This is a genomic window from Pelagerythrobacter aerophilus (assembly GCF_003581645.1).
GTDB lineage: Bacteria > Pseudomonadota > Alphaproteobacteria > Sphingomonadales > Sphingomonadaceae > Pelagerythrobacter > Pelagerythrobacter aerophilus.
The window spans coordinates 399686-417516 of sequence record NZ_QXFK01000014.1; the positions used below are offsets into that span (position 1 = coordinate 399686).

General features: G+C 66.5%; 12 protein-coding genes and 1 pseudogene. 3 read left to right on the forward strand and 10 right to left on the reverse strand.

Annotated elements, in window-relative coordinates:
- Positions 1-5: 5 nt before the first annotated feature.
- The 6 genes and pseudogenes from D2V04_RS05800 to D2V04_RS05825 form a co-directional block, all read right to left on the reverse strand.
- Positions 6-740, reverse strand: coding sequence for an extensin-like domain-containing protein (locus D2V04_RS05800; protein ID WP_119512326.1), 735 nt, complete (start codon positions 738-740; stop codon positions 6-8).
- A complete protein-coding gene (locus tag D2V04_RS05805; RefSeq protein ID WP_119512327.1) occupies positions 737-4174 on the reverse strand; it encodes an error-prone DNA polymerase in 3438 nt (1145 codons plus the stop codon). The genes D2V04_RS05800 and D2V04_RS05805 overlap by 4 nt, the downstream gene beginning before the upstream one ends.
- 107 nt (positions 4175-4281) lie before the next feature.
- A pseudogene (locus tag D2V04_RS05810) lies at positions 4282-5720 on the reverse strand (UdgX family uracil-DNA binding protein).
- Entirely contained in the window at positions 5717-6961 is a 1245-nt protein-coding gene (locus tag D2V04_RS05815) for a putative DNA modification/repair radical SAM protein (protein WP_119512328.1), read from the reverse strand. Before D2V04_RS05815 ends, D2V04_RS05810 begins: the two are co-directional and overlap by 4 nt.
- A gap of 41 nt (positions 6962-7002) precedes the next feature.
- Positions 7003-8574 (reverse strand): DUF6504 family protein, encoded by a 1572-nt coding sequence (locus tag D2V04_RS05820; RefSeq protein ID WP_119512329.1) that lies wholly within the window; start codon positions 8572-8574, stop codon positions 7003-7005.
- On the reverse strand, positions 8489-9211 hold the full coding sequence (locus D2V04_RS05825; RefSeq protein WP_228766278.1) for a hypothetical protein: 723 nt from the start codon (positions 9209-9211) through the stop codon (positions 8489-8491). The genes D2V04_RS05820 and D2V04_RS05825 overlap by 86 nt, the downstream gene beginning before the upstream one ends.
- 102 nt (positions 9212-9313) lie before the next feature.
- Here D2V04_RS05825 and D2V04_RS05830 point away from each other — a divergent pair, with 102 nt between their 5' ends.
- On the forward strand, positions 9314-9796 hold the full coding sequence (locus D2V04_RS05830) for a pyridoxamine 5'-phosphate oxidase family protein (RefSeq protein WP_119512331.1): 483 nt from the start codon (positions 9314-9316) through the stop codon (positions 9794-9796).
- Between the two features lie 73 nt (positions 9797-9869).
- Here the strand turns inward: D2V04_RS05830 and D2V04_RS05835 are convergent, their stop codons facing one another.
- Entirely contained in the window at positions 9870-11453 is a 1584-nt protein-coding gene (locus D2V04_RS05835) for an amino acid permease (RefSeq protein ID WP_119512332.1), read from the reverse strand.
- A gap of 93 nt (positions 11454-11546) precedes the next feature.
- On the reverse strand, positions 11547-12983 hold the full coding sequence (locus D2V04_RS05840) for a sodium-dependent transporter (RefSeq protein ID WP_119512333.1): 1437 nt from the start codon (positions 12981-12983) through the stop codon (positions 11547-11549).
- 102 nt (positions 12984-13085) lie between these two features.
- Here D2V04_RS05840 and panB point away from each other — a divergent pair, with 102 nt between their 5' ends.
- On the forward strand, positions 13086-13955 hold the full coding sequence (gene panB, locus D2V04_RS05845) for a 3-methyl-2-oxobutanoate hydroxymethyltransferase (RefSeq protein WP_119512334.1): 870 nt from the start codon (positions 13086-13088) through the stop codon (positions 13953-13955).
- A gap of 96 nt (positions 13956-14051) precedes the next feature.
- Entirely contained in the window at positions 14052-15122 is a 1071-nt protein-coding gene (locus D2V04_RS05850; protein ID WP_119512335.1) for a DUF475 domain-containing protein, read from the forward strand.
- On the opposite strand, the gene D2V04_RS05855 is transcribed toward D2V04_RS05850, so the two are convergent.
- Entirely contained in the window at positions 15094-16059 is a 966-nt protein-coding gene (locus D2V04_RS05855; protein WP_228766279.1) for a bile acid:sodium symporter family protein, read from the reverse strand. The two genes, D2V04_RS05850 and D2V04_RS05855, sit on opposite strands and share 29 nt — an antisense overlap.
- A gap of 40 nt (positions 16060-16099) precedes the next feature.
- The gene (locus tag D2V04_RS05860) at positions 16100-17821 is read right to left on the reverse strand and encodes a tetratricopeptide repeat protein (protein WP_119512336.1); all 1722 of its coding nucleotides are present in this window, start codon (positions 17819-17821) and stop codon (positions 16100-16102) included.
- Between the last annotated feature and the right edge of the window lie 10 nt (positions 17822-17831).

The following is a 17831-nucleotide window of genomic DNA, read 5'->3' on the forward strand; positions in this document are numbered from 1 at the left end:
GGCCGCTACCGGCAGACACCCATATAGCGGCCGGACTGGTCGAAGTGGAAATGGTCCGCGTGCGCGGCGTTGTAGTCGGGCGAGAGCACGGTGGCGAACAGCGGACAGGCGCCGTCGCGCACCTCGTGCAGGAACGCCGCCTCCTCATCCGCGCCGGTCCAGTCGCCGAGCACCGCGATCCGCTGCCCATCCGCGAGCACGAAGGCGGCGATATCGATCGCATTGCCCGTCGCGTGCTCGCTCCAGCGTCCCTCCGCCCGGCCATAGAGGCGCCGGCAGCTAAAGGCGCCGAAATGCTCGATCCGCGTCACTTCGGCACCGAAGCTCTCGACCGCCGCCGGCTGCACGACGTCACGCAGCCATAGCTCGAGCCCGATGCCCACCGGACAGGTGGTCGGGGGCATGTCGGGCGAGAGCGGCAGCGCGGCGAGCACCGTGCGGTCCTCGAGCCGGCACGCCCCCTCACCCCGCGGCTCCAGCGCACGGAACGCGACGCCGCTGCGTTCGAGCACCGCACGGCATTCGACTGGATCGTCCTTGAGCGCGAGCAGCTTGCTTTGCGTCGCCCAACCCGGCGGATCGTTGAGGTCGAGCGGCGCCCAAGGGTTGTGTTGCGGATGATCAGCCAGCCACCCGCGCGCGGCCAGCAGCAGGCCGACGGCGATCAGCAGCCAGACCACGCGTCGGTCCCCGCGAAAGTGGCCGATGCGGCGGGAGATGCGCCAGTGTCCGCGGCTCAATGGAAATCCCGCGACTTGGGAATGATCCGCACGTTGCGGGGGTGCCTGTGGCGGTAATCGTCCTCGGTCGGCGCGCCCGGCGTGTCGTCCGACAGCTTGCGAAGCTGATGGGTCGCGTCGACCAGATCGCTGGCGATGACATGGATCACCTCGCCGTCGTATTCCACTCGTCCGCGCACTTCCATCAAACGCGCGCCCATCACGACGGTTCTCTGCCGTTCCATCAGATCGGGCCAGATAACGAGATTGGCCACACCGGTCTCGTCCTCCAGCGTGATGAAGCATACCCCCTTGGCCGAGCCCGGCCGTTGGCGGATCAGCACCACTCCGGCGACATTGACGATCGAGCGATACTTGCGCGTGCGCAGATCGCAGGTGCGTACGACCCCCCGCGCGTTGAGCTCGGCACGGAGGAACGACATGGGATGCGCCTTCAGGCTGAGCCGCGTCGTCTGGTAATCGGTGACGACTTCCTCGCCGAGTGGCATCTGCGGCAGGTGGGTGACGTCTCTCTCCACGCCCTCGTCGCGCGCTTTGGCAAAGCCGAACAGCGGCAAGTCGGGCGCCGCCACGAGGCTGCGCGCGTCCCACAGCGCCTGCCGGCGCGACAGTCCGAGCGAGCCGAAGCAGTCCGCACTCGCGAGCCGCTCAATGTGGCCCACGGGCACTTTCGCCCGGTCGCGCAGATCGGCAACGTCGCGGTAGGGACCGTTCCTGGCCCGCTCGTCGACGACCTTGGCGGCAATGTGCTCGGGGAAGCCATCGACCTGCCGCAACCCCAGGCGCAGCGCGACATGCCTGTCCCAGCGGTCCTTGTCGGGAGGCTGGTCAGCGCAGCTCTCCAGTGTGCAGTCCCAGTCAGACATATTGACGTCGATCGGCAATACGGTGACGCCGTGCTCCTGCGCGTCGCGCACGATCTGTGCGGGGGCGTAGAACCCCATCGGCTGTGAGTTGAGCAGCCCGCAGGCGAAGACCGCGGGATAGTGGCACTTGAGCCAGCTCGAGACGTAGACCAGATGGGCGAAGCTCGCCGCGTGGCTTTCGGGGAAGCCGTATTCGCCAAAACCCTTGATCTGGTTGAAGCAGCGTTCGGCGAACTCGGGATCGTAGCCGCGCTCGATCATCCTGCCGACCATCCGCTCTTCCAGTTCGTCGACGGTCCCGCGGTTCCGGAACGTCGCCATGGCCTTGCGCAACCGGTTCGCTTCGACCGAGGTGAACTCGGCCGCGTCGATCGCGATCTTCATCGCCTGCTCCTGGAAGATCGGCACGCCGAGCGTCCGCTCCAAGATGGATGAGAGTTCGTCCGGTGGACCATGCTCTGGCGCGGGCCCCGGCAGTTCGAAGGCCTTCTTCCCCTCGCGCCGTTCCTTTCGTCGCTTCAGGTAGGGATGGACCATATCGCCCTGGATCGGGCCGGGCCGCACGATCGCCACTTGAACGACGAGATCGTAGAGGCAGCGCGGACGCAGGCGGGGCAGCATGTTCATCTGAGCACGGCTCTCCACCTGGAAGACGCCGATCGAATCGCCCCTGCACAGCATGTCATAGACAGCCTCTTCATCGGGTACCGTGGTAAGCTTCGGTGCCTCTCCACAATGCTTTTCAACGAGATCGAAGCATTTCCTGATACAGGTCAGCATCCCGAGCGCGAGCACGTCGACCTTGAGGATGCCGAGGTCGTCGATGTCGTCCTTGTCCCATTCGATGAAAGTGCGATCGGCCATGGCCCCGTTGCCGATCGGCACCGTCTCGAGCAACGGTCCCTGGGTCAGAATGAAACCGCCGACATGCTGACTGAGATGCCGGGGCATCCCGATCATCTGCTCGGTCAACTTGAGAACTCGTCTCAAGTGCGGGTCGGAAAGGTCGAGACCCGTTTCCCGCATGACGTGGTTCTCGTCGATCTTCCGACCATGCCCGCCCCAGACGGTGCGCGCCAGAGCCGACGTCACGTCTTCGGACAGGCCCATCGCCTTGCCGACCTCGCGGATCGCCATGCGCGGGCGGTAATGGATCACCGTGGCGCACAGACCTGCACGGTGGCGGCCATACTTGTCATAGATGTGCTGGATCACCTCCTCGCGCCGCTCATGCTCGAAATCGACGTCGATATCGGGCGGCTCGTTGCGCTCGGCGGAAATGAAGCGCTCGAAAAGCAACTGATGCTTGGCAGGATCGACCGCAGTGATTCCGAGGCAATAGCAGACCGCCGAATTGGCCGCCGATCCGCGCCCCTGGCACAGGATCGGCGGCTTCCGCGTTCGCGCGTAATCGACGATATCCTTGATGGTCAGGAAGTAGCGGGCGAGCTTGAGCTTTTCGATCAGCGCCAATTCATGATCGAGCGCTTTCTTCACACTGTCGGGCACGCCGTCCGGATAGTACCCCTGCGCCCCCTCCCACGTCGACTTTTCAAGGTATTGCTGCGGCGTCATGCCGTCGGGATAGATCTCGTCCGGGTATTCGTACTGCAGTTCCGCCAGGTTGAAGGTGCAGGCATCCGCCACCTCGCGCGCCGCCGCGATGGCGTGGGGCCAGCGCGCGAACAGCTTGACCATCTCGTCCGGCGATTTGAGGTGCCGCTCGGCATTGCCGAACAGCAGGTGCCCGGCCTCGGCCACCGTCGTCTTGTGACGGATTGCCGTCATGACATCCTGCAGAGGCCGCCTGTCGGGGGCATGATAATGGACGTCATTGGTCGCAAGCAGCGCAAGCCCGTTCGCCCTTGCCAGCGTGTCGAGCCGGTCGATCCGCGCGATGTCGTCACCCGCGTAGAGGTATGACGCCGCCAGGTGACGCAAGGCCGGAAGCTGGCTCACAAGATGCGGCAGGAGATCAGCAAAATCTTCTGTTATTTCACGCAAAGGTGCAGAGACACCTTCGACAGCACGTGAATCCGGCGCGGGGAACGGGATGACGTTGTTCGGCACCGCGATCGTGAACTGCTTTGCAAGATCGTCCGGCGGCAGCAGGATCAACTGCACCCCTTGCGCATGGTCGGCGAGCATGGCGAGCGAGATGTCGCATACGCCCTTGTCCTGCCACTCGCCGTCGAGGGTTTTCATGCGTCCGGCCGAGATCAGCCGACACAACCGGCCATAGGCCGCACGGTCGATGGGATAGGCAAGGAAGGAAAGACCTTCGACAGTTTCTATCCGGCAGCCGATAACCGGCCGCATTTTAAGTTCTTTTGCATTCATGTGAATGCGCACGACGCCGGCCATCGTATTCGCGTCGGCGATCCCGATCGCATCATAGCCTAGCTCGCGTGCGGCCCTCACCAGATCCGGAGCATCCGACGCCCCGCGCAGGAAGCTGAAATTGGAGACCAGCCCCAGCTCGACGAACGGCGCGCGCGGCGGCGCATCGATCAGGTCGGGATCGATCTCGATCCGGCGCATGCCGGGTGTGATCGGGGCATCGGGCATGTTTGTGCGCCGCCCTTCATTTCGTCATTCCCGCGCACCCGGGATCCAGCTCCGATCGGTCGGAGACAGATTCCCGTTTTCGCGGGAATGACAATGAAATTGCGAGTTCATCCCGCCAGTTCCGCCAACCGCTCCTTCACCGCGGCAAGATCGGCTTCGAACAGGCGCGTCTGCTTCTCCTTCGCCTCGCCATCGAGGCGCAGGAGGTAGGAAGGATGCGCGGTGACCCACAGTTCGCTGTCGTCCTCGAGCGGAATGGGTTCGCCGCGCGTTTTCGAAATACTCACCGTCTTGCCGAGCAGGCCGCGCGCGGCGCTGGCGCCCGTGGCAAGGATCAGCCTGGGCTGGACGATCGCGCGTTCGCTCTCCAGCCACCAGCGGCAGATATCGATTTCCTTCGCGGTCGGCGACTGGTGCAGCCGCCGCTTGCCACGCTGGACGAACTTGAAATGCTTGACCGCGTTGGTGAGGTAGGCGTCCTTGCGGTCGACCCCGGCCTTCTCGAGGTACCGGTCGAGCAACTGCCCCGCGGGGCCCACGAAAGGCCGGCCGGCCAAATCCTCCTGATCGCCCGGCTGTTCGCCTACGATCATCAGCGCCGCGCCTTTCGGCCCTTCCCCCATCACCGCCTGGTTGTCGAGGCAGCCGATCGGCATCGGCGGCATTGATGGATCGCCTTGTCGACTGCCTTGAGCGTCTCCGGCCGGTCTTCGGTTTCCAGCGCGCCTTCTGCGACCATCTGCAATTCCCGCTTCTGCGCCCCGGCGATAAGCTCGGGAATGAGCGCCGCCTCGGGCATGTTCTTCCAGTACTTGCGGGGCATCTCCTTAAGCATCGCCCCGACCTTCAAACGCGCGGGATTGAAAATCGATGCGTAATAGGTGCGCCAGAGATCCTCCATCGGATCGCCGGTCGGCGCGTCGGCACGCTGCGCGGGCGGCCCTTCCTCCAGCGTCTCGCCGTCCCAGTGCAAGCTGCCGCGGGGAGTCAAGATCGACCATTTCATGTTGGCGAAGCGGCGCACGAAAAACCCTGCGTTCGCACGCAGGATATGATGCTCCGGCTCGAACCAGGCGACGTAGTGCTCGCCGTTCTCCTCTTCGTCGGATTCGACGCGGCGGAAGCGGACGAAAGCGTGCATCTTGTGGCTGTCGCGGCGCACCGCTTTGTCGAGTTCCTCGATGCGGCGGATATCGAGGTCGGCCTTGTCCTCCATGACCCGCGGATTCGCCTGAAGCCGCCAGAGTGCGCGGTAGAGCAGCGCGAAACGCTCCGCATCGGTGTGGAGCATGGCATTGCGCGCGAGTTCCACGAAGCGGCGGCTCGCACGCACGGGCGGCGCCTCCGGATCCGGCACGGGCAGGCGCGGATCCCCCTGCGCGAAAAGATCGCCCGCTCCGCCCGGTGCCGTCCAGACGATGCGGTCGGGCGGCACACCGCACTGAATCAGTGTCCGCGCCCGCTCGCGCCAGGCGTCGAAATCGTCCGGCTCTGGCAGATGCACGAGGTAGCAGGTGTCGGGTTCAATATGCCGGAGCGGGCTCATGCCGCAAACAGCTCCAGTTGCTCCTGCTTCGGCGCCAGCAGCGCGCGCAAGTCGGCGCGGTCGGTGAGCGTGGTCGGGCGCCAATCCACCGTGCACAGGAAAGGGCGAACCTTGGCGATCGACTGGGTCAGCCGCGCGACATCGTCGAGGCGCAGCGTACGGTGGCGGCGCGCGGCGAGAATGCGGTCGACCGCGCCGACGCCCAACCCGGGCACGCGCAGCAGGTCCTCGCGCGCCGCACGGTTGACGTCGAGCGGGAAGCGATCGCGGAACTTGAGCGCCCAGGCGAGCTTCGGATCGATGTCGAGCGGCAACATTCCGTCCACCCCGGCCGCCTGCATCACCTCGGCGGGCTTGTAGCCGTAGAAGCGCATCAGCCAGTCGGACTGATAGAGCCGGTGTTCGCGGATCAGCGGCGGACGCTTCAGCGGCAGCACTGCCGAAGCGTCGGGGATCGGGCTGAAGGCCGAGTAATAGATGCGGCGCAGCCCGAAACTGCCGTAGAGCCGGCTCGCCTTGCCCACGATATCCGCATCGGTCGCCGCGTCCGCACCGACGATCATCTGCGTCGACTGGCCCGCGGGTGCGAAACGCGGCGCGTGGCGGAACTTCCTCTTCGCATCACTCGCCTCGGCGATGTCGTCTTTCGTCCTCCCCATCGCACCTTCGATCTGGCGCGCATTCTTGTCGGGCGCGAGGCGGGTGAGGCCGCTGTCGGTCGGCAATTCGACGTTGATCGAGACGCGGTCGGCATAGAGCCCCGCCTGATGAACCAGTTCCGGATCGGCCTCGGGGATGGTCTTGAGGTGGATATAGCCGCGAAAGTCGTGCTCCTCGCGCAGGATACGCGCGGCTTCGATCAACTGCTCCATCGTGCGGTTGGAGCTCTTCACGATGCCGGAGGAGAGGAACAGCCCCTCGATGTAATTGCGGCGGTAGAAGCTGAGCGTGAGGTCCGCGACTTCCTGCGGCGTGAAGCGGGCCCGGCGCACGTTCGAGCTCTTGCGGTTGATGCAGTAGTGGCAGTCGAACACGCAGTGGTTGGTCAGCAGGATCTTCAGCAGCGAGATGCAGCGGCCGTCGGGAGCGTAGGCGTGGCAGATGCCCATGCCTTCGGTCGAGCCGATGCCCTTGCTGCCGAGGCTGTTCCTGCTGGAGGTGCCTGAAGAAGCGCACGAAGCATCGTACTTCGCGGCATCGGCGAGGATCTCGAGCCTTTCGAGGATGGGCTGCGACTCCATTCGTTCCCTATATGTTCCAATGGTGGATTTGCCTAGCGCTTTCATGCGCATAGCCCCTGCAGAAACCAGTCCGGCAGTCCGCCCCGTCCGTCATCGGGCAATCCGTGACGGTAGATCCAGTAGCGGCACCCCGTGGTGTCCTCGATCCGATAGTAATCGCGCAGACGGGCGGTCGACTTCGAGCGCCACCATTCGGGCGCGATCCGTTCGGGACCTTCGACACGCGCAATCTCGCGCACCTGCCCACGCCAACGGAAGGCTTTCGGATACCCGTCCGGTGTGGCGTAGAGCACGGCGATCTTCTCCGCCCGGTCGAGCAGCTTCAGCGGCCGGGCGTGGAAGCGCAGGTCCTCCTGCGCGGCAGGCTCGCGCTCCAGCGGCGGCCGCCAGCGCTGCGCGCGCTCGGGCATATGGCTGGCGTGCACGACAGGGCGGTGCACCGCCTTCTCGCCGAGCCGCACCGTCAGACGATCGATGCAGGCGGAAAGCGAAGTGCCCTGCGTCTCGGCCGCCGTCTCGATATCGCCCTGTTCCAGCGCCAGCGGCTCGGTCCAGCTCGCGCGCATGCGCACCATCTCGATACCGAACCCGGCGTCGACATCCTCCAGCTTGGCCGAGAACAATCGGCACATATGCGCCGGATCGCGCGTGGCGGCCGAGAGCTCGAGATGTCGTACCACGACTTCGCCATCCACGCGCCACAGGCCCAGTTCGAGCCGCCGGGCGCCCTGCCCCTTGCCTTCGAGTTCGCGCCCCATGTCGCCGGCCAGATCGGCCACCACCTGGTCGAGCAGCTCGCGATGACGGATCGGTTCGAGCAACCGGCGCTGGGCGAGTGGCGCCTGCTGCGGGATCACGGGTAGCAGCGGCTCCGATACGCGGCCGAGGAGCTGGTCCATTCGGATCAGCGGATTGGCCGCGGGCGACTTGCGGTTGCGGAAGCGCCGGTGGAGCGCGCCGCGGCCGATCCCGTGCAGGTCGCCCAGCCGCTTGAGGCCGAGGCGGCGGAGCACGACGAGCACCTCGTCGTCGAGCCGCAGCGCGGCTACCGGCAACTCGCGAAGGCATGTGGCCGCATCGTCGCCCGGCTGCAGGATCGCGCGCTCCGGTCCGAAATGCGACAGCGCCCAGGCTGCGCCTGCGGTCGGCGCGATCGCGAGCCGCGCGATCAGGCGGCGGCGGGCGAAAGCGGCTTGCGCATCGGCAAGCAACCGCGCTTCGCCGCCGAACAGGTGCGCTACGGCTGTGACGTCGACTACCAGGCCATCGGGTGCATCGAGTGCGCTCCACGGCCCCCACCCCTGAGCCCAGACGGCCAGCTTCTCGAGGAATGCAAGGTCGCCCGCCGGATCGGACGGCGCAACCTTCAGATGCGGGCAAAGCGTGCGGGCGTCGGCCAGCATCATGCCGCGCCGCGCCCCTGCGGCGCGGCCGGCATCGTTGACCGCATCGATGCGCGGCCCGTGGGCGGTTTCGGCGATCAGCGCGAGCGGCTCGGCATCCGGCCCCTCCCCGCGCGCGCAGCCTTCACCCAGCCGCCAGCGGTCGATCGCCAGCCGCGGCAGCCACACCGACAGAATGCGGCGGGGCGGCGACGAGACTTCCTCCGTCATCACACAATATCCATTCTCCAGGGGCGTGAGCCCGTGCGCGGAACAGTTCGGCGTGCCAGCTCGGAGTGCCGGGCGCGGCCGCATTCCAGCGCGGCGGCGGCGAGGCGGCGGCGCGCACGTTCCACCGCATCCGGGCGGAGGAAAGATCGCGCTCCGCATCGAGCCGCACCAGCCACAGCGGCACGCCGTGCTTCTCCGCGGTAAGGCTCAGCCGGCGCGAGGCGGTGAAATCGAGCGCCTTGGGATTGCCCGTCATCTCGCCGATCACGAAAGCGAGGTCGCGGCAGCGCAGCCCTTCCTCCAGGGCGAACAGCGCATCTTCCGCCTTCTCCGCCACGACATGGATCAGCCGGCGACGCAGCTCCGGCGGAAGTCCGGGACGGTAGGGACGCCCGGTCAGCCGTACCGCCGCGCGGTCCTGCACCCAGAGCACCGGGCGCGAGTTCTCGCACGAACGCAGCGCATCGCAGGCAAGCGCCAGCGCCAACCCCGCGCCGCCGCCCTCGCACCCGCTGGCGAAGATCTCGCTGTGCGCAGGTGCGGCAAGCCCGGGCCGCCAGCGCGTGCTGCGCGCGGCGGCGAGCGCATCGACATCGCACAGATCGGAAAGCGTCTTGGGCATGGAGGAACGACTCATATGTTCCCATTATGTTCCACTCCGTGCCGCTTGGCAACCGCTGGGTGCCGCGAGGAACGAAAGCTCCCGCCACTCCGTTGCCACCACGAAAGGAGCTATCCCATGAAATACCGCCAAGGCGACCCCGACAAGCTGAAGACCAAGTTCTGGACGGCACTCGCGGATTCGCCGTTCCTCTTCCTCCAGCTCGACAGCGACACGACCAGCGCGGTGCCGATGAGCGCGCAGCTCGACAAGGATGCGAACAGCGCAATCTGGTTCTTCACCCACAAACACGGGAAGTTCGCCGCGCTCGGCCCCGCCACCGCGACGTTCGAGGGCAAGAGCCACGACATCTACGCGCGCTTCCACGGCACGCTGACGGTCGAGACCAGCCGCGAACGCTTCGACCAGTTCTGGAGCAACTTCGCCGAAGCCTGGTTCGACGGCGGCAAGGACGACCCCGACATCCTGTTCCTGCGCATGGACCTGGGCGAAGCGGAGATCTGGAACGGCGACATGGGTCTGCTCGACACCGCCAAGATGGCGCTCGGCATGGACGTCCGCGAGGACGCGAGCGAGCAGCACGCCGAAACCACGCTCTAGGGCATTACGCCGCCTAACAGAAAAGGGCCGCCTCGCCGGGCGGCCCTTCCCATTTCACGCAGGAAATGCGTGGTCAGTCCGCGCGTCCATCCGGATGGATCGGGACCATCGTCTCCTCCCCGGCGACCTCGTCCACCACTTCCACGATACCGCGGCCCAGATGGCTGCGGCTGCGGCTGTAGAGGAAGTAGATCGCCACGCCGATCACGCCCCACCCCGGCAGCACCAGGATCGCCTCGATCGGCAGGTTGACGTAAAGGAACACGCATCCCGCGAGCGCCAGCGGCGCGACGATCCACACGCCCGCCATGCGGAAAGGCCTCGGCCGATGGGGATCCTTCACACGCAGGACCATCACCGTCACGGCCACCATGAAGAAAGCGTAGAGCGTACCCGCGTTGGCGTAGTCCGCCAGCAGGCCGACGGGGAAGAACGCGGCACCCACCGCCACCACGAGGCCGGTGAGGAACGTCACGATATGCGGCGTCTTCCACTTCGGGTGCACCGTGCTGAGCCGTTCGGGTAGCAGGCCGTCGCGGCTCATGACGAAGAAGATGCGCGTCTGCGCGAAGATCAGCACGAGAATGACCGAGGGCAGCGCGAGGAACGCCGCGACGCCCAGCATATTGCCCACGCCCGACCAGCCGATCTGACGCAGCACGTGCGCCAGCGCCTCGTCGGAGCAGACGAGCGACGCAGCATATTGCGGCAGCGCGCACTGACGCGCGAGCTCTTCCGACCCAGCAGGGAACGGAATGCCGTTCGGGCCCATGATCGGCTGCCCGCCGATCGTGCCGATCGCACCGGCTGCGACGAGGATGTAGAACACCGTGCAGAACAGCAGCGACCCGATCAGACCGAAGGGCACGTTGCGCTGAGGATCCTTGGTTTCCTCCGCGGCGGTCGAAACCGCGTCGAAGCCGACGTAGGCGAAGAAGATCGTCGCCGCCGCGCCGACAGCACCGAGCCCGGTGCCGATGCCTCCGAACACACCTGCGGGCAGGAACGGATTGAACTTGTCGGTGTCGAATTCCGGACTCGTGAACGTCAGCGCAACGAACACCGTGAGCGCCGTGACCTTGATCGCCACGAGAACGGCGTTGACCTTGGCGCTTTCGCTCGTCCCGATCATCAGCAGGCAGGTAATGAGCATGGCGATGAGCAGCGCCGGCAGATTGATGAACCCGCCCGGCGCACCGCCCAGCGCCAGCGGCCCCGCGCTGAGCCACGCCGGCAAATGTATGCCGAGAAATTCGTTCAGTATCGTCCCGCTGAAATAGCCGGACCAGCCGACCGAAACGGCGCTGGCCGCCACGGCGTATTCGAGAATCAGCGCCCAGCCGACCGTCCAGGCGAGAAACTCGCCGACCGAGGCATAGCTGTAGGTGTAGGCCGATCCCGCCACGGGGATCATCGCGGCGACTTCCGCGTAGCACAGCGCGGCGACGATGCAGACTGCGCCGGCAATGGCGAAGGCGAGCATCAGACCCGGTCCGGCCTTCTGCGCGCCGGCGGCGGTCAGCACGAAAATGCCGGTGCCGATGACGCAGCCGATGCCGAACAGCATCAGTTGGAAACCGCTCAACGAACGGTGCAGCGATTTCTTTTGCGCCGTCTCGATGATGGCATCCAGCGGCTTGACGCGATCGAAAAACATCAGGGACTCCCCGCGGCCCGAGCGAGAGTCCCTCGCCCCTCCCAGCCGGCGCGCCGTTTTATGCGATCGCGTTGCGCTGGCAAGCGGGATTCATCAAGCTGTCAACAAACTTGGAAACAGGCCGAACAGCAGAATCAGAGCCACCGCCACCGGACAGAGCCAGGCGACGAGGAACCGCCACAGCGCGAACATGCCGCCGGAAAGCCCGCTCTGGCTCTCCACCAGGCGCCGGTCGGCCCTCCAGCCGACGAAGAGCGCCAGCAAGAGCCCGGCGAGCGGCAGCATGATCTTGCCGGTAAATCCGTCGAGCGTGTCGAGAATGTCGGTCTCCGCGAAGATGCTCCAGAAGCCGAGCGGCCTGACGTCCGCCCACACGTTGTACCCCAGCGCGCAGGCGATACCGATCAGGAAGGATACGAAGCCGAGCAGCGATGCCGCCTTCGGCCGGCTCAGCCCGAAGCGGTCCATCGCCCAGGCGGTCGGCCCTTCGAGCAGGGAAATGGAACTCGTCAGCGCGGCGAAGAAGATCAGGACGAAGAACAGCAACCCGATCAGCGATCCTCCCGGCATCGTCTGGAAGGCAACGGGCAGCGACTGGAAGATCAGCGCCGGACCGGCGGACGGATCGAGCCCGACCGCGAAAACGATGGGGAAAATCATCAGCCCCGCAACCAGGGCCACCGCCGTATCGGTGAGGCTGATGGTCGCCGCCGTGGGGCCGAGGTTGACGTCCTTCCCCACATAGGCGCCGTAGGTGATCAGGCCGCCCGCACCGAGACTGAGCGAGAAGAACGCCTGGCCCAGCGCCTCGTTCATCACCGGCGCCGTGAGCTTTGAAAAGTCGGGGGTGAACAGGAAGCTCAGCGCCTCGCCGAAGTCGCCCGTGAACGCCCCGTAAATCGTGATGCAGACGAGAAGGACGAAGAAGGCCGGCATCAGCCAGAGCGCCGCCTTCTCGATCCCGTCGTGCACGCCGTTGGCGACGATCCAGATCGTCACCGCCATGAACAACGCGTGGACCAGGATCAGGCGGCCGGGGCTCGCGAAGAGATCCCCCATCATGCCGCTGACCGCGTCCTGCCCCAGATCGGGGAAGGCGCCCCGCAAGGGCTCCCCTGCGAGCGCATTAGACAGGAAATCGCCGCCCGAGAGCCAGACGTAGTAGATCACCCAGCCGGCAACGACCGAATAGAACGAGAGGATCAGGAAACCGGCGAGGATCTCGATTCCGCCGAACACCCGCCACCGGCGGGAAACGCCCGACTGTTCGGCCACGCGCGAGACCGACTGGACCGCATCCGACTTGCCCGATCGCCCGACGACGAATTCCGACAGCATCAGCGGCATCCCGATCAGGAGCACGCAGCCCAGGTAGAACAGCACGAAGGCCCCGCCGCCGTTCTCGCCGGCAAGGGTCGGGAAACGCCAGATGTTGCCGAGGCCCACCGCCGCGCCCACCGCCGCGAGGATGAAGGCCGTTCGCGAGGACCAGCCTTGCTCTCCCACTTGCACGTTCGGCGTTGCGACCATCGATCGTTCCCTTTCCCGTTCCTCAGGTCCCCTGTTGCAAGTTTAGCGCGCAAGGCCAAGGGTACGGTTGGCGGTTGCCCACCGGCGAGCTAGAAGGCCGGCATGTCCACGACCTTCCAGCTCGACACTGCGACCAGCCGCGCAACCCCCACTCCCCAACCGATGCGGCGCCTGACGGTGCCCAAAATCCGGCAGCGCAAGAAGGACGGCGTTACCGAAGAGCCGCTGGTGATGCTGACGGCCTACACCGCGCGTCAGGCGCAGTTGCTCGACGCGCACTGCGACCTGCTGCTGGTCGGCGATTCGCTCGGCCAGGTGATCTACGGCCTGCCCTCCACCGTTCCCGTCACGCTCGACATGATGGCCAACCATGCGGCTGCCGTGGTGCGCGGCAGCTACCATTCGGTGGTGATCGTCGACATGCCCTTCGGCAGCTACGAGGCTTCGCCGCAGCACGCGTTCGAGAGCGCTTCGCGCTTGCTCAAGGAAAGCGGCGCGGCGGGCGTGAAGCTCGAAGGCGGGGCGGCCATGGCCGAAACGGTCGCCTTCCTCAGCCAGCGCGGCATTCCGGTGATGGGTCACGTCGGATTGACGCCGCAGGCGGTCAACGTGCTCGGCGGCTACGGCGCACGCGGACGCAGCGATGCCGAGGCGGAGAAGATCGTCGGCGATGCGAAGGCGCTCGACGAGGCCGGCGCCTTCGCGGTCGTCGTCGAGGGAGTGGTCGAACCGATCGCGATCGAGGTGACCGAGAGCATCTCCTGCCCGACGATCGGGATCGGCGCTTCGGCCCGCTGCGACGGGCAAGTGCTGGTGGCCGAGGACATGCTCGGCATGTTCGAACGGGTGCCGCGCTTCGTAAAGCGCTACGAGGAAATCGCCGAGATCATCGCGAAGGCGGCGGAGACGTACGCCGCCGAAGTGCGCAGCCGCGCGTTCCCGGGCGAGGAGCAGACCTACCAGCCCAAATAGGCCGGCAAACGGCGGTGCGGGGAACTTGCGATTCCACCGCGGATTTTCTAGCGCGCGCTCGCTTCACGGGCGCAGATATTTCGACGGGATCGCCGCATGGCCACGCTGATTCGCTTCTACAGATTCTCCTTCATTTTCACGCTGATCTGTCTGGCGCTCGGCGCCTGGTACGGCTGGTCGAGCACGGGCGATCTGGGGGCGACCGCGTCGCTGCTGTGGATCATCGTCGTGCTCTCCGTGCTGGAGGTCTCGCTCAGCTTCGACAACGCGGTGGTCAACGCCTCGGTGCTCAAGGAGATGGACGAGATCTGGCAGCGACGCTTCCTGACCTGGGGCATCGCCTTCGCCGTGTTCGGCATGCGTGTCATCTTTCCGCTGGCGATCGTGGCGATCGCCGCCGGCCTCGGGCCGATCGAGACGCTCAATCTCTCGCTGAACGATCCGCAGCGGTACGAGGAGATCGTCAGTTCCGCCCATGTCGGAATCGCCGGGTTCGGCGGTGCGTTCCTTGCCATGGTCGGACTCAAGTTCTTTTTCGATCTCGACAAGGACGTGCACTGGATCCGCATCGTCGAGGTCCAGCTTGCCCGCTTCGCCGCCCTGCCCGCGGCGGAGATCGCGCTGCTCCTGCTGGTCATGTGGGGCATTTCGACGATGCTCGATCCCGCCGATGCGCTGACGTTCCTCATCGCCGGCATCCTCGGCCTCGTCACCTTCATCGCGGTCGAGGGGGTCAACACGATCCTCGAGATGAAGGCCGAAGCGGCCCGGCTGCAGGGCGCGGTGGTGCGCAGCGGCCTGGGCGGGTTCCTCTATCTCAACGTGCTCGACGCTTCGTTCAGCTTCGACGGCGTGATCGGCGCCTTCGCGCTGTCGAACAACATGATCGTGATCGCGCTGGGCCTCTCGATCGGCGCGATGTTCGTGCGTTCGATGACGATCCACCTCGTCAAACAGGGCACGCTGGCGCAGTATCGCTTCCTCGAGAACGGCGCGTTCTGGGCGATCATCGCGCTCGGGCTGATCATGCTGTTCTCCGCGGTCGTCCACATCCCGGAGACGATCACCGGCCTGATCGGTGCGATCCTGATCGGTCTGTCGCTGTGGTGGTCGGTGCGCCACAACCGGCTGGAGGGGGTCAAGGGCGAGAGCGGGACAGTCGAGTAGCCAGCGGGGCCGAGACCACCAGTTGCAGCAGGTGGTAGGCGAGCAGGGGCGCCATCACGAGGCCCGCGCTCGCCGGGGGAAACAGGATCAGCGCGATCGGCGCGCCGCTCACCACGCTCTTGTGCGCTCCGGCGAACATGAACGAGATGCGCGTCGGCCGATCGAGCCGGAACAGGCCCGAGAAGAGCCAGCTCCCGCCGAAGCCGATCGTCAGGAACGCAAGCAGCAGGCCGAGCAGGAGCGCCCACTGCTCCGTCTCCAGCGCGCTCCAGATGCCCTGCTCGACCGCGCCCGAGAAGGCTACGTAGACCGCGATCGCGATCGCCAGCCGGTCCGTGGTCGACACCAGCGCCGGATGCGCCCGCACCCATGACCGCCCGACGCTCTGCAGCGCCTGCCCCAGCACGAACGGCACGACCAGCAGCGCGAGGATCTTGCCCAGCCCGCCGATGCCGATGTCGGCCGCTGCGAAGCCGCCCATCGCGGCGAACAGCGGCGCGGTGACGAACACGCCCGCGATATTGAGCAGCGCCGCCGCCACCACCGAGCGCGCGACGTCGCCGCCGGCGAGCGAGCTGTAGGCCGTCGCCGACTGGACGGTCGAGGCAAGGGTGCCGAGGAACAGCAAGCCGATCGCAAGCTCCCGCGGCAGATGGCCTGCGCCGATGTGCGACAGCCCCAGCCCCGCCAGCGCCATCGCCCCGAAGCACCACATCAGCAGCGGCACCAGAAACCGCGCATGCCGCAACCCCAGCAGCACCTCATCCCGCGGCAATCTCAGTCCATTAAGCGCGAACAGCGCAAAGATAGCAAAGTTCGACACCACCTGCGCCACCTCCCGCCCTTCCCCCACGGCCGGAAAGATCGTTGCCAGTGCAATGGTCAGAACGAGCAAGCGAACCATCGGGTCGATGCGAGAGATGATCGGGATGGTCACCGCGCGGCCATGCCCAACGGCCGTTCGCCTGTCGAGTGGGCTAGCGCTCCGCGAGCGCTCGCGCCGCTTCGACGCTGCCGGAGGCGGTGAACGCACGCGCCAGAGCGCGCCTCGCCAGTGGATCGCTGCGCTGAAGGCGATAAGCACGCTCGGCCGCTCCGCGTGCTCCGGCGACATCGCCCTGCAGCAAGTCGGCTTCGGCTTTCAGCGCCCAAAGCCGCGGGTCGTGCGCGCCACCCGAAGCCAGCGCGTGGTCTAGCAGTGCTGTACCCTGTTCCCGCCGGCCCGTATCGAAGGCGAGCAGCGCAAGCATGGCCGCCGCCTCCCGGTTGCGCGGCGCCGCGCGCACCTGATCGGTGAGCAACGCATAGGCGGCGGAGCGGTCGTTCTGCGCAGCGTATGTCGCGAGCATGCGGCGCGTCAGCGGCCACGACCTCCGGATGCCGGCGGCCGCGCGATACGCCTCGAGCGCTTCGTCAGATCGTCCCGCTACCAGCAAGGCGTCCCCGGCCAGCCCGAGCGCATCGGCGGAACCGGGAAACCGTCCGCGAAATGCCTCCGCCGCCGCGATCGCCTCCTTCAGCCGCTCAGCGGCGATCAGTCCGCGCACGAGCGTAACCGCGTCAGTCCCCGTTGCTCCACCTCTCGCCTGCGCGATCTCCACCGGTACGGCCGTTGCGAAAGGCGCCAGCCCGGGCCCGCCCGCTCGGCTCGCCTTTTCCAGCAGCGGCGCAGCCTTGCCCCGCTCCCCCAGCGCTTCGTACGCACGCCCGACAGTTGCGGCGAGATAGGGATCGGCATCGGGACGCAGCGCAGCATCGCCGAAGCGATAGACCAGTTCCCGGTCATTTCCCGAGAGATGCAGCGCGTGGGCGAGCAACTGACGCACGCGGCGGTTGTCGGGCTGGCTCAGGAGCAGGCGGTCGAAGATCTGCGCCGCGCTTGCAGGATTGCCGCTCCGGAGATCGATCACGCCCGAGAGCAGCGCCGTGGCCGGACTCAGGCGATCGAGATCTCCCCGGCGCGAAAACAATCCCCGTGCGAGGTCGAAATCGCCCGCGCGTGCAGCCAGGATAGCCTGGAGGAAGTAGAGGCGCGGATCGCCGGGAGCGACTTCCGCCATCCGCCGCACAGCCGTGAGCATCTCGGCCGCCCGTCCGCTCTCTCCAAGCGTGGCGGCATAGTCCGCCAGGATATCGGCGTCCTCCGGCGCGGCCTCCAGCGCCGCTTCGAACCAGGGCAACGCGGCCGCCATACCGCGAACGTCGCGATCCAGTTGTCCCCTGAACCACAATGCTTTCGGATTGTGCGGATCGAGAGCGACCGCACGTTCCGACGCTTCGAGAGCGAGAGTGTGCTCGCCGCCGAGATAGCGCAGCCGGCCGATATCGACCCACAACTCGGGGTCGTCCGGATCGATTTGCAGGGCCCGGTCGAAAGCGGCACCGGCGGCGGGAAGGTTGCCTCCGCGCATTTCCAGCACGCCGAGCATGTGGAAGCCATGCGCTCTCGTGGCAGGCGAGAAGTCGCCGGACCCGAGCCAGTCGCGCGCCTCGATAACCTTGCCCTGCGCGAGCTCCGCCTGTCCGAGATAGGCCGCGACGTCGGCCCGCGGAGTGCCTTGTTCCAGCATCCGCCGCAGCACGATCTCCGCGTTCAGCCCGTCACCGCGTGCCAGTGCAGCGCGCGCCGCATCGAGCGGGGCGAGCTGGGGCTCTCCCTGACCGCATGCAACCAGGGTCAGCAGGGCGAAGCCCGCCAACGCCCGGAGC